The 12,267-nt window shown below is 58.7% G+C and carries 15 protein-coding genes; 10 read left to right on the top strand and 5 right to left on the bottom strand.

The genetic code is table 11. The annotated features are described in order from the left end of the window. Nucleotides 1–28: 28 nt before the first annotated feature. The 3 genes from eno (at nucleotide 29) to GS646_RS06645 (ending at nucleotide 2,199) form a co-directional block, all read left to right on the top strand. Nucleotides 29–1,306 carry a phosphopyruvate hydratase gene (eno, locus tag GS646_RS06635; protein WP_171090498.1) on the top strand — a complete coding sequence of 426 codons (1,278 nt, stop codon included), beginning with the start codon at nucleotides 29–31 and terminating at the stop codon, nucleotides 1,304–1,306. Nucleotides 1,307–1,354: 48 nt separating this feature from the next. Further along, nucleotides 1,355–1,894: a GNAT family N-acetyltransferase gene (locus GS646_RS06640; protein WP_171183542.1), complete on the top strand. Its 540-nt coding sequence runs from the start codon at nucleotides 1,355–1,357 to the stop codon at nucleotides 1,892–1,894. 140 nt (nucleotides 1,895–2,034) lie between these two features. Next, complete coding sequence (locus GS646_RS06645) at nucleotides 2,035–2,199, top strand: hypothetical protein (RefSeq protein WP_171183540.1); 165 nt, start codon at nucleotides 2,035–2,037, stop codon at nucleotides 2,197–2,199. On the opposite strand, the gene GS646_RS06650 is transcribed toward GS646_RS06645, so the two are convergent. The 3 genes from GS646_RS06650 to mazG form a co-directional block, all read right to left on the bottom strand. Next, nucleotides 2,196–2,645 (bottom strand): N-acetyltransferase, encoded by a 450-nt coding sequence (locus tag GS646_RS06650; RefSeq protein ID WP_171090492.1) that lies wholly within the window; start codon nucleotides 2,643–2,645, stop codon nucleotides 2,196–2,198. The genes GS646_RS06645 and GS646_RS06650 overlap by 4 nt on opposite strands. After that, nucleotides 2,642–3,583, bottom strand: a complete 942-nt coding sequence (locus tag GS646_RS06655) for a nucleoside hydrolase (RefSeq protein WP_171183538.1) — start codon at nucleotides 3,581–3,583, stop codon at nucleotides 2,642–2,644. Before GS646_RS06655 ends, GS646_RS06650 begins: the two co-directional genes overlap by 4 nt. Before the next feature lie 61 nt (nucleotides 3,584–3,644). Further along, on the bottom strand, nucleotides 3,645–4,502 hold the full coding sequence (gene mazG / locus GS646_RS06660) for a nucleoside triphosphate pyrophosphohydrolase (protein ID WP_171183654.1): 858 nt from the start codon (nucleotides 4,500–4,502) through the stop codon (nucleotides 3,645–3,647). Between the two features lie 66 nt (nucleotides 4,503–4,568). Here mazG and GS646_RS06665 point away from each other — a divergent pair, with 66 nt between their 5' ends. The 4 genes from GS646_RS06665 to GS646_RS06680 all read left to right on the top strand — a co-directional run bounded on the left by GS646_RS06665 (nucleotide 4,569) and on the right by GS646_RS06680 (nucleotide 8,222). After that, nucleotides 4,569–5,732, top strand: a complete 1,164-nt coding sequence (locus tag GS646_RS06665; RefSeq protein WP_171648451.1) for a M20 aminoacylase family protein — start codon at nucleotides 4,569–4,571, stop codon at nucleotides 5,730–5,732. A 12-nt stretch (nucleotides 5,733–5,744) separates the two neighbouring features. Continuing rightward, nucleotides 5,745–6,719, top strand: coding sequence for an agmatinase (speB, locus tag GS646_RS06670; RefSeq protein WP_171183534.1), 975 nt, complete (start codon nucleotides 5,745–5,747; stop codon nucleotides 6,717–6,719). An 87-nt stretch (nucleotides 6,720–6,806) separates the two neighbouring features. After that, nucleotides 6,807–7,754 (top strand): agmatinase, encoded by a 948-nt coding sequence (gene speB / locus GS646_RS06675; RefSeq protein WP_171183532.1) that lies wholly within the window; start codon nucleotides 6,807–6,809, stop codon nucleotides 7,752–7,754. Nucleotides 7,755–7,820: 66 nt separating this feature from the next. Continuing rightward, nucleotides 7,821–8,222 carry a DUF1499 domain-containing protein gene (locus tag GS646_RS06680; RefSeq protein WP_171183530.1) on the top strand — a complete coding sequence of 134 codons (402 nt, stop codon included), beginning with the start codon at nucleotides 7,821–7,823 and terminating at the stop codon, nucleotides 8,220–8,222. Nucleotides 8,223–8,237: 15 nt separating this feature from the next. Here the strand turns inward: GS646_RS06680 and GS646_RS06685 are convergent, their stop codons facing one another. Continuing rightward, on the bottom strand, nucleotides 8,238–8,519 hold the full coding sequence (locus GS646_RS06685) for a hypothetical protein (protein WP_171090481.1): 282 nt from the start codon (nucleotides 8,517–8,519) through the stop codon (nucleotides 8,238–8,240). A 62-nt stretch (nucleotides 8,520–8,581) separates the two neighbouring features. Here GS646_RS06685 and prfA point away from each other — a divergent pair, with 62 nt between their 5' ends. The 3 genes from prfA (at nucleotide 8,582) to GS646_RS06700 (ending at nucleotide 11,299) form a co-directional block, all read left to right on the top strand. Further along, nucleotides 8,582–9,637, top strand: coding sequence for a peptide chain release factor 1 (gene prfA, locus GS646_RS06690; RefSeq protein WP_171183652.1), 1,056 nt, complete (start codon nucleotides 8,582–8,584; stop codon nucleotides 9,635–9,637). Next, nucleotides 9,634–10,479, top strand: coding sequence for a peptide chain release factor N(5)-glutamine methyltransferase (gene prmC / locus GS646_RS06695; protein ID WP_171090479.1), 846 nt, complete (start codon nucleotides 9,634–9,636; stop codon nucleotides 10,477–10,479). The genes prfA and prmC overlap by 4 nt, the downstream gene beginning before the upstream one ends. A 241-nt stretch (nucleotides 10,480–10,720) precedes the next feature. Next, nucleotides 10,721–11,299 carry a DUF4167 domain-containing protein gene (locus GS646_RS06700; RefSeq protein WP_171090477.1) on the top strand — a complete coding sequence of 193 codons (579 nt, stop codon included), beginning with the start codon at nucleotides 10,721–10,723 and terminating at the stop codon, nucleotides 11,297–11,299. Nucleotides 11,300–11,351: 52 nt separating this feature from the next. Here the strand turns inward: GS646_RS06700 and rsmA are convergent, their stop codons facing one another. Then, a complete protein-coding gene (rsmA, locus tag GS646_RS06705) occupies nucleotides 11,352–12,194 on the bottom strand; it encodes a 16S rRNA (adenine(1518)-N(6)/adenine(1519)-N(6))-dimethyltransferase RsmA (RefSeq protein WP_171090475.1) in 843 nt (280 codons plus the stop codon). Between the last annotated feature and the right edge of the window lie 73 nt (nucleotides 12,195–12,267).

The raw sequence follows: 12,267 nt of genomic DNA on the forward strand, positions 1-12,267 counted from the left end.
ACCGACTGCAGCCATAGGGACAGGCCTCATGAGCACCATCATCGACATCCACGCACGCGAAATTCTGGACAGCCGGGGCAACCCCACGGTTGAAGTCGACGTCATTCTGGAAGACGGCACCATGGGCCGCGCTGCCGTGCCGTCCGGCGCATCAACCGGTGCCTATGAGGCAGTGGAAAAGCGCGACGGCGACAAATCGCGGTACATGGGCAAGGGTGTTCTGGAAGCCGTTGCCGCCGTGAACGGTGAGATCGCCGAAGAACTGGTAGGTTTCGACGCGACCGAACAGGTGGCCATCGATCAGGCGATGATCGAGCTGGATGGGACCGAAAACAAGGGCCGTTTGGGTGCAAACGCCATTCTGGGTGTCTCACTGGCGACCGCCAAGGCCGCAGCAGATTTTACCACGCAGCCGCTGTATCGCTATGTCGGCGGCACCTCAGCCCGTGTTCTGCCGGTGCCGATGATGAATATCATCAACGGCGGTGAGCACGCGGATAACCCGATCGACATTCAGGAATTCATGATCATGCCGACCTCGGCCGCGAACATCCGCGAGGCGGTGCGCATGGGGTCCGAGGTGTTTCATACACTGAAGAAAGAGCTCTCGGCGGCTGGTCTGGCCACCGGTGTCGGTGATGAGGGTGGCTTTGCCCCCAACATCGCCTCGACCCGCGAAGCGCTGGATTTCATCCTGAAGTCCATCGAAAAAGCGGGTTACAAACCGGGTGAAGAAATTCACCTGGCGCTGGATTGCGCCGCGACTGAATACTTCAAAGACGGCAAATACGTTCTGGCAGGCGAGGGTATCTCACTGTCGTCCGAAGAAAATGCAGCCTATCTGGCGGCGCTGGTCAATGACTATCCGATCATCTCGATCGAAGACGGCATGTCCGAAGATGACTGGGACGGTTGGAAAGCCCTGACCGATGCCATCGGCGACAAGGTGCAGCTGGTGGGTGACGACCTGTTCGTGACCAACCCCGCACGTCTGGCCGAAGGGATCGAACGCGGCTGCGCGAACTCGATGCTGGTCAAGGTGAACCAGATCGGTTCGCTGACCGAAACCCTGCGCGCCGTCGATATGGCACACCGTGCGCGTTACACCAACGTTATGTCCCACCGCTCGGGTGAGACCGAGGATGCCACCATCGCCGATCTGGCTGTGGCGACCAATTGCGGTCAGATCAAAACCGGCTCTCTGGCCCGGTCGGACCGGTTGGCCAAATACAACCAGCTTATCCGTATCGAGGAATCTTTGGGCGAGGTCGCGGAATACGCGGGCGCGTCGATCCTTCGCAAATAACCCGTGTGGTGCTAGGCTGGCCCTTGGGTGCGATCCGGGGGTCACGTCTTGCTGAAGATTATTGAACCAGAAACGCCGGACCAGCTGAACGCGGTTCGGCGTTTGTGTTGGGACTATCGGGATTTCCTGCTGACGCTGGATGAGCGATCTGTCCAGATCGTCCAAACCTTCTACGCCAAGGAAAAATACGCCCGTTTGATGGACACTCTGGCAGCAGATCATGCACCGCCTGACGGCGGACTCAAACTGGCCATGCTTGACGGAGAGCCGATTGGTTGCGGCATGTTTCACACAATTGCGCCGGGTGTGGCCGAAATAAAGCGGGTGTATGTGAGGGATACAGCAAGGGGATCCGGTGCAGGGCGTGCAATCATGCTGTCGCTGATTGAAACCTGTCGGGATCTTGGTTTCGATTACATCCGAATGGACACCGGAAAACCGCTGAAAGCCGCGACTCAATTATACCTGTCTTTAGGGTTCCATCTGCGTGGTGCTTACTCTGAGATTCCAGAAATCGCTCGGGATCATCTGCTCTTTTTTGAAATGCAGCTCACGGAAGTCAAAAAAAGTAAAGATAACGATAATTGAATTTAATCAGCGTTTTACGCGCCGAAATGCCTTATTTTGTCCGCTTTAGATCTGCTTAAATTTTATTATGTGTGAACTTGTTACTAACTATGCCCGCGCTGAATCCCGTAACCTCGGTTCATTACAGAAAGGGGGCTACGATGTCTGTATCAAAATTCCTTCTGATAATCGCCGCAACGTCCATAACCATTCTGTCCGCGTGTGCGGGTCCGGGAACCTACCCGATAACCGGGGAAGAAGTATCGGCGAATGATCCGGTTCAGGACATGAATCCCGCCAATATCTTCCGGGGAGAATCGCGCTAAAGCGCCTTGCTCATCAGCATGTACTTTTCGCGGGGTCTGAACCCGGTACGCAGGTACAGTTTCTGAGCGGCCTCATTGGTTCTGTCCACTTCAAGATGAAGCGCGGTCAGACCCGCTCCGGCCAATGCCTTGGGAAGATCCAGCAAAACCTCGGTGGCGATGCCACGGCCGCGGACGGCAGGGCGGATATAGATTTCGTCTACGAACCCGTCCATGCCACCGAACTCGACTGACCAGCCGAAGGTGAGGATGATATAGCCCAACGGCGCGCGTCCCGGGCCAATCAGGTAGACACAGCCATGGGGGATGCCTTCCAGCAAGGGGGCAAGGGCATTTCGGGTTTTGTCAGCGTCCTGTTCGATCCGCGCCTCGGCATGAAACGCAGTGACCAGCGCCATCAGGCGGTCCAGATCTTCGGGGCGCGCAAGGCGCAGAGCGGCGCTCATAGTCGGGCCAGCCTTTCTGTCAGCAGGGCAAAAAAGCCGTCCGCGTCGAGGTCGCCAACAAACAGCGCATTAGGTGCACGGTCGGTCACGCCCCACCAATCGGCGACGGTCATGCCCATGGTCAGTTCCGACCGGGTCTCAACCTGGACATTCACATGACGGCCCGAGAACAATTCGGGCCGGATCAGATAAGCGGTTACGCAGGGGTCATGCAAAGGGGCGCCCGCGCTGCCGTATTTTTCCTTGTCGAAGCGTTCAAAAAAGTCGGTCATTTCCGCCACTGCAATGCCGACCTTGTTTCCCAATGCCCGGAATGCATCATTGCGGGGTTTGGTGACCAGCGCTTTGTGCGTGACATCCAAGGGCATGACCACGATGGGCCTGCCGGATCTGAAAACAATATCAGCGGCTTCCGGGTCGACGTGGATGTTGAATTCGGCTGTGGGGGTGATGTTGCCCACTTCGAAATAAGCGCCCCCCATCAGCACGATTTCCTGCACCCGATCGACGATGTCGGGGGCCTTGCGGAACGCCATGGCGATGTTGGTCAGTGGCCCCAACGGGCAGAGTGTCACGGTGCCCGATTCATGTTTGCGCAGTGTCTCAATGATGAAATCAACCGCATGTCCGTCCGCCAGCGGCATTTCAGGGTCCGGCAGAACGGGCCCGTCCAATCCGGTTTTGCCATGTACATGTTCTGCCGTGACCAGAGGGCGGATCAAAGGGCGATCACATCCCGCATAGACAGGAACATCCGCCCGGCCCGCCAGTTCGCAGACAATCCGAGCGTTCTTGGCGGTGAGCGCCAAAGGTACGTTCCCGGCAACGGCAGTGATGCCCAGAACTTCGATCTCATCCGGGCTGGCCAGGGCCAGCAGGATGGCGACGGCGTCGTCTTGTCCGGGGTCGGTGTCGATGATGATTTTGCGCGGTGCCATTGTGCCTCCGGGGTCTTGAAGCGCGGACACTCGCAAGTGTCACCGCACTTGTCCAGCAGTTTCAGGCCCCGGTCGGCGCGTCCACCGGCGGGAGTTTGCCATTGGCGCGATGTTCCTCGGTTTTGACATCGTCCCAGAGCGCATCCATCTCGGCAAGATCGCTTTGTGCGGGGGTTTTGCCCCGCTCGGCCAGACGGGCTTCGACCTGTTCAAAGCGGCGGGTGAACTTGGCATTGGTGCGGCGCAGGGCGGCCTCGGGTTCGATACCCAGATGGCGCCCAAGATTGACCATCACAAACAGCAGATCGCCGAATTCGTCCTCAAGCGCATCGGCGTCCATCCTGTCACGCGCTTCTTCCAATTCGGCCGCTTCTTCTGTGATCTTGGCCAACACATGGCTGGCATCGGGCCAGTCAAAGCCCACGCGAGCGGCACGTTTTTGCAGTTTGTGAGCGCGCAGCAGGGCGGGCAGGTTCGCCGCGACACCGTCCAACGCGCCTTTCTGTTCCTTGCCCGCACGCTCGGCGGCCTTGATTGCTTCCCAATCCTTGGTCTGCTGATCGGCTGACTTGTCGCGGGACTCGTCACCAAACACATGCGGATGGCGGCTGACCATCTTGTCCGACATGGTTCGAACCACGTCTTGAAAGGTGAAATGCCCGGCCTCTTCAGCCATTTGCGCGTGAAAGACAGATTGGAACAGAAGATCGCCCAGTTCTCCTTTCAGCTCATCATAAGCCTCGCGCTCAATGGCGTCGGCGACTTCATACGCCTCTTCAATCGTATAGGGTGCGATGGTCGCGAAATCCTGCTCGATATCCCACGGGCAGCCACTTTGCGGGTCGCGCAGGCGGCGCATGATTTCCAGCAAACGCTCGATACCAGCGTCGCTGTCGTGGATCAGAGGATTTTCGGCCATTGCGAACCCTTTCGTTCCGGTGTCAGATGCATCCATTCCGCAGTCCTGATCAGGAGTCCACCCCAGATGCCCGTCGTCAACCGAATTGCCGATTTCTCAGCCGATATGTCCGCATGGCGGCAGCATTTGCACACGATCCCTGAATTGGAGTTCGAGTGCTATGAGACAGCCGCCTTTGTGGCCGAGCGTCTGCGCGAGTTCGGGGTGGATGAACTGCATGAAGGCATCGCCAAGACCGGAATGGTTGCGATCATCAACGGGCAGGAGGATGGCCCGACCATCGGCCTGCGCGCGGACATGGACGCTTTGCCCATCGCCGAGGAAACCGGGGTGGAGTACACGTCGACACATCCGGGCAAGATGCATGCCTGTGGCCACGACGGGCATACGACGATGCTGCTTGGGGCTGCACGCTATCTGGCCGAGACGCGGAATTTCCGCGGCCGCGTCGCGCTGATCTTTCAGCCTGCCGAGGAAGAAGGTGGCGGTGCTGGCGTGATGGTGGAAGAGGGCATTATGGAGAGGTTCGACATTTCTCAGGTCTATGCGCTGCACAACGCGCCGGGTTTTGCAGAAGGGGCGTTCTATACCACGCCCGGGCCGATCATGGCGGCGGTTGATACGTTCGAGGTACATATCCAAGGTGTCGGTGGCCACGGTGCTATGCCGCACGAGACGCGCGACCCTGTAATGGCGGCCTGTGGTATCGCGCAAGCTATTCAGACGATTGTCAGCCGCAACCACTATGCCTTGGACGATCTAGTGGTCTCGGTCACGCAAATCCATTCGGGCACGGTCAACAACGTGATTCCCGACACGGCTTTTATCAATGGAACGGTACGCACGTTCGATCCGGCTGTGCAGAAAATGGTGATGGAGCGAATGGAGCAGATCGTACAGGGGCAGGCGGCGTCTTATGGGGTTGAGGCAAGACTGGATTATGACGTCAACTATCCCGCAACGATCAATGATGCCGAAAAAGCCAACTTCGCTGCTGACGTGGCACGTGAGGTTGCGGGCGAGGATCGAGTGATCGCCAACGCAGGCCGCGAAATGGGGGCCGAGGATTTCTCGTACATGCTGCAGGAACGGCCCGGCGCGTATCTGTTCTTGGGGCAAGGCGAGGGGGCAGGGCTGCACCATCCCAAGTACAACTTCAACGACGATATCGCACCGGTCGGCGCGTCCTTTTTCGCACGTATCGTGGAAAAGACGCAGCCGTTGGGCTGATGGGGTAAACAGATGGCACTGGAAGACGCAAAGAATCAGGTGGACGAGGCGTTCACCAACCCGGACCTTAAAGGGTTGTCTTATGAAAACACCTTTGGCGGGGCGACCTCGTTCCTGCGACGGCTGTACACCAAAGATCTAAGCGGCGTAGACATCGCGGTGACCGGGGTGCCTTTTGATCAGGCTGTCACCAATCGCCCCGGCACGCGCCTTGGCCCGCGTGCGATCCGCGAGGCCAGCGCCCTGCAATCGCCTGACGCGCCTTATGGATGGCCTTTTGATGCGCTCAGCGAACTGGCCATCGTGGACTACGGAGACATGGCCTATGACTATGCCAATATCCCGGCCTTTCCCGACACCCTAACCGATCACATCCGCACCATTCTGGCGGCTGACGTGGCCTCGGTCACGCTGGGCGGGGACCATTATATCAGCTTCCCGATCCTGAAAGCCTATGCCGAGAAATACGGACCCATGTCATTGCTGCAATTTGATGCGCATACGGACACTTGGGCCGATGATGACATGTCCCGCGTTGATCACGGGACAATGTTCTACAAGGCGGTGAAGTCGGGGATTGTGGACCCGAAACGCTCGGTCCAGGTGGGCATTCGCACCACCAATGAGGACACACTGGGCGTCAACATAATCGACGCGCGTGAGGTTTATGAATCTGGCCCTGCGGCGGTCGCACAGAAGATCAAGGGTATACTGGGTAACAGCCCAGTCTATCTGAGTTTCGACATCGACGGGTTGGACCCAGCCTTTGCGCCGGGTACCGGCACGCCGGTTTGGGGCGGGTTAAGTTCCATTCAGGCACAGATCATCCTGCGCGACATTGCCGGTATCAACATCAAGGGCGGAGACGTAGTCGAGGTCTCTCCGCCCTTTGACACATCCGGCGCAACGGCGATTGCCGGGGCGCATGTGGCGACGCAGATCATCTGTCTGCTGGGATGGGATAAGCTGGCCAAAGAGAAAGAGTAAACCTGTTTGGGTACCCGTTAACTTCTGGTTAGCCATACTTCCGGTATGTGCTGGAAGACGTAAAAAAAAGGATGGGGCGGCACGCGCATGACAGAATTCAACCAACCGGTCAGCGGCAATGACTTGGCGCGTTTCTCGGGGCCGAACACGTTTATGCGCCTTCCACAGGCCGCGTCACTGGCGGGGCTGGACGTGGCGGTGCTTGGCATTCCGATGGATATCGGCACCTCGTGGCGGTCGGGCACTCGGTTTGGCCCGAAACAGATCCGCAGTGAAAGCGCGATGATCCGGCCCTATAATATGGCCACGTCGGCGGCCCCGTTTGACAGCTTGCAGATCGCTGACATCGGGGATCTGGCGATCAATACCTTCTCATTGTCGGACAGCCTGAGGATCATCAAAGAAAGTTATGATGCAATACTGGCAAAGAACGTCATCCCGGTGGCGATGGGGGGTGATCATTCAATCACCTTGCCGATCCTGCGGGCGATTGCCGCCAAGCACGGGCCGGTAGCGCTGGTGCATGTGGATGCCCATGCGGACGTGAATGACGAGATGTTTGGTGAAAAGGAAACCCACGGCACCGTTTTCCGCCGCGCCTACGAAGAAGGGCTGATCGTTCCTGACAAAACCTTTCAGATCGGCATTCGTGGATCAGGCTACGCGGCATCGGACTTTACCGAGGCCAAGGATTGGGGTTTTCGCCAGTTTCCCGCCTGGGAGCTGTGGCAGCAGAACCTGACCCAGATCGGCTCGCAGATTCGCAAGACCATCGGTGAGCATCCGGTTTATATCACCTATGACATCGACAGCCTGGATCCGGCCTTTGCTCCGGGCACCGGCACGCCAGAGATTGCGGGGCTGACGACCCCACAGGCGTTGCAACTGATCCATGCGTTGCAAGGGGTGAACGCGGTGGGCTGTGACCTTGTCGAGGTCTCACCACCATATGACCCATCGGGAAACACGGCGCTGACGGCGGCGAACCTGATATATGAGATGCTGTGCATCCTGCCGGGGGTGACGTCGCGGTAAACCGGTGTGGAACGGGTTGTGCAGGCGCTTCATCCGCCTAGGATTTGCCCCAGAGGGTAAAGTGGGATGAAAAAGATGGTTCTTTGGGCAGTGCTCGCGCTTGTGATCGGACTAGGCGCTTATATCCGGCTGGCCCCATCCGACCCTGCGCAATGGAATGTTGCGCCGGTCGCACCCGTGGATCAGGACCTGCCCGGCGGTGTGGTGCGCGTTGTCGAAACCGGCCCCGAAGGTTTGCAGCGTCTGGACCAGATCATCCGCGCCACGCCCCGCACATCGGTTTTGGCAGGGTCTGTCGATGCAGGCATGATCACCTACATCACCCGCACGAAATGGATCGGCTTTCCCGACTACACCACGGTTCAGCAGGACGGCAACTCTCTGCGCGTTCACGGCCGCCTGCGGTTTGGGCGCAAAGATTTTGGCGTGAACAAAGCGCGGGTCGATGGGTGGTTGCAGAAGATGTAATTGAGTGGCGGTGGTTTAAGACGCGTCGTCCGAAGCTGCCTTCCCAAAGGGTTTACTTTGCAACCCCGATGACAGGCACCCTTCCTGAACCTCTCGCCACATGGGAACGTTCAGCGACATTTGACATTGCGCGGTGAACATGCGGCCATCGACCTGCAGGCAGATCATCTCGCCCAACTCGATGCGCGTCCCGGACGTGTCGGTGCAATAGCAATCGCGGGTTTTACCGTCCGGGCCGACGTAATCAGCGAAAACCGGCGTGGATGTCAGCAGTAAAGCAAGCAAAATCCGTTTCATGACAGCAAGCTTAGCATGACGTTGCCCTTGACCAAAGCCCCGGGATGAGAGACACCGCCCGGATGATCCCCGAAGAACGTCTTGAACAGATCACCCAGCGTTTTCAATACCTCGAAGCAGCCATGGCCGATGGCGTGTCGGGGGGCGATATTGCGACGCTTGCCAAGGAGTATTCCGACCTCAAGCCGGTGGTTGATCAGATCATGGCCTGGCGGCAGCTGGTCGCGGATCTGGCCGAGGCCCAGGCGATGTTGGCCGACCCGGACATGAAAGAACTGGCCGAAGAGGAAATCCCTCAGCTACAGGCCAGTATTCCTGCGGCGGAACAGGCCCTGCAATTGGCGTTGCTGCCAAAAGACGCGGCCGATGCGCGCCCGGCGATGTTGGAAATTCGCCCTGGAACCGGCGGCGATGAGGCCGCTTTGTTCGCAAGCGACCTCTTGCGCATGTATCAACGCTATGCCGAGGCGCGGGGCTGGCGGTTTGAGATTATCGAGGAACAGGCCTCGGATTTGGGCGGCATCAAAGAGGTCGTGGCTCATATCAAGGGCGACAATGTCTTTGCCCGGATGAAGTACGAATCCGGCGTGCACCGCGTGCAGCGCGTACCCGAGACGGAAAGTGGCGGGCGGATTCATACATCGGCTGCGACAGTGGCGGTTCTGCCCGAGGCCGAGGATGTGGACATCCAGATCGACGCAAATGACATCAGAATCGATACGATGCGCAGTTCAGGCGCGGGTGGACAGCACGTCAACACCACCGACTCGGCGGTCCGGATAACGCACCTTCCGACGGGGTTGGTTGTAACGAGTTCCGAGAAGTCACAGCACCGTAACCGCGAGATTGCCATGCAGGTGCTGAAGACACGGCTTTATGATCTGGAGCGGCAGCGGATTGACAGTGAACGCTCGGCAGATCGGGCCAGTCAGGTGGGCTCGGGCGACCGTTCGGAACGTATTCGTACCTATAACTTCCCGCAAGGTCGCATGACGGATCACCGCATCAACCTGACGCTTTATAAGCTGGATCAGGTCATGCAGGGCGATCTGGATGAGGTCATCGATGCGCTGACGGCTGATGATCAGGCGCGGCTGCTTGCCGAGATGGCGCAATGACCGGCCTGCAGACAGCGGCACAGGCCATGGTGGCGGCAACGGCCCGTCTGCGGGCGGCTGGCGTGGATGACCCCGCGCGCGATGCACGACTGCTGCTGGCCCATGCGGCGCGCATAGAAGCCAGTCGGGTGACGCTGATTGCGCCCGAGGAGTTGCAGCCCGAGATTGCCGAGCGCTATGACCAGTTGATCTCGCTTCGCGCCATTCGGGTGCCAGTTTCACATTTGTTAGGCGAACGAGAGTTTTATGGGCGCCGGTTCCGGGTCAGCCGGGATGTTCTGGATCCACGACCCGAAACCGAAACCCTGATCGAAGCAGCCCTGAGCGCGCCGTTTGATCACGTTCTGGATTTGGGGGTCGGCTCGGGTTGCATCCTGATTACGTTGCTGGCCGAACGTGCCAGCGCGTCAGGCGTCGGGGCCGATCTGAGCGAAGCTGCCTGTCTGCAAGCCAGTGCAAATGCGATTGAGCATCAAGTTCAGGGGAGAGTGGATATTGTGCGCTCGGATTGGTTTGAAAACATTGATGGTCAGTTTGACCTTATTGTTTCCAATCCACCTTATATCTCAGTGGACGAAATGGTCGAATTGTCACCAGAGGTCAAAGAGCACGAGCCGCGTATGGCCCTAACCGACGAAGGAGACGGGTTGGGTGCATATCGTCGGATTGCCGCGTCAGCCCCCGATTTTCTTCTGCCGGGGGGGCGGATTCTTGTTGAAATAGGCCCAACGCAGGCCAAAAAAGTTGCCGCTTTGTTTGATGCGGCAGGGCTTGTAGATGTTTGTGTGATCCCTGATCTGGATGGGCGCGACCGTGTGGTTGGCGCAAAAATGCCGGGTTGATCGGCAGGATTGCGACCAAAAAGCGCTGCCCGAACCAAAAAACCTGGTGAAAACCCGAGATTCCTCTTGTCTGCGCGGTCAGGACATGCTTACTCAGGATTAGTCGGCGAGGTTGACGCTGTTGCAGCGCACCCCTGACGCCAAGCCCAAAAAAGTCGAGATCCCGTCACGGCAAACGCCTTAGAGCAGTGCAAAACACGGGTGGTTCGACAGCGAATTGACAAGGCTGACGTAGAGAAAGATGAGATCTTCCAAATCCCGCTCGCGGGCCAAGAATAACCGCAATCGTCCCTCCGGCGGCAACGTCGTAAACCGTGTGTTTGACAGCTCGGGCCCCGAGGGCAAAGTGCGTGGCACGCCGCAGCAGATCATTGACAAATACAATCAACTGGCACGTGACGCGCAACTGTCAAACGACCGTGTGGCGGCTGAGAACTTTCAGCAGCATGCCGAGCATTACTTGCGAATGCTGAGCGAAGCGCAGCGCGAAATGGAAGCCCGCCGGGAAGAGCAGGAGCGCCAGAACCGCGAACGCCAGGCCGAACGGGATCGCGAACGCGCCGAACGTCAAGAACGCGAAGCCGCCCGTCAGGCCGACCCGGCCGAAGCGCCGCAGCCGGATGTGATGGATTTCGCAGCCCCCGAGGCCGCACCTGAAAGCGGGTTGGTTGAAACTCCGGAAAGCAAAGAGGCTGAAGGCTCAGCTCCGGAGAAAAAGGAAAAACCTGCACGCAAGCCGCGGGCGCGGAAGCCCAAAGCTGCACCGGTGAGCGAAGAGGCCCCTAAAACCGATGGGGACGCACCGGAAGCGGCCGAATAAGCCAAGCAACAGATCGAACGAAAAGCCCCGGTAGAACCGGGGCTTTTTATTTTCAGGTCTTTTGAACTTCGCGGGCCAGTGCGCAGAACGCTTCCAGCGGAACTTGTTCCGCGCGTTCCGTGGGCTGAATCCCTGCCGCCAGCAAACGGTCTTCGATATCGGGGGCCACGCCCTTCAATGAAGCCCGCAGCATTTTGCGACGTTGATTGAAGGCCGCAGCCACAACACGGGACAGGATGGCAGCATCGGCAGGATAGCGGGGCTCGGGCAGGGCGGTCAGGTGAACCACGGCGCTGGACACCTTGGGCGGTGGGGTGAACGCGCCTGGGGGCAGCGACATGGCGATGCGCGCCTCAGCCCGCCATTGCGCAAGGATGGCGAGACGGCCGTACGCCTTGCTGCCGGGTTGAGCGACGATACGTTCAGCAACTTCGCGTTGGAACATCAGCGTCAGGCTTTGCCAGAAAGGTGGCCATTCGGGTGGCGTCAGCCAACGGACCAGCAACTCGGTTCCCACGTTATAGGGCAGGTTGGCCGCAACGCGGATCGGCGGCGTCAGGTGTTCCAGCGGGTTGATTTCCAGCGCATCACCGTTGATGACCTGAAGCCGTCCGGGATACGCCGCAGCGATGTCGTTCAGGGCAGCGATACAGCGCGTGTCTTTTTCCAGTGCGACGACCTTGCGCGCGCCTTCAGACAAAAGCCCGCGTGTCAAACCGCCGGGGCCAGGGCCGATTTCCAGCACATCACATTCAGTCAGGTCCCCGGCCTGACGGGCGATCTTGGCGGTCAGGTTAAGGTCCAGCAGGAAGTTCTGACCCAATGACTTGCGCGCCGAGAGCTGATGGGTTGCGATGACCTCGCGCAGCGGGGGAAGATTGTCGATAGCGCTCATGATCCGATTACCGTGATGCAAAGGAGCGCATGTGCGCCAGAGATTTTTTGCCTCCGGCGGAGGTATTTTCAGC

It is taken from the genome of Ruegeria sp. HKCCD4315 (genome assembly GCF_013112245.1).
Lineage (GTDB): Bacteria > Pseudomonadota > Alphaproteobacteria > Rhodobacterales > Rhodobacteraceae > Ruegeria.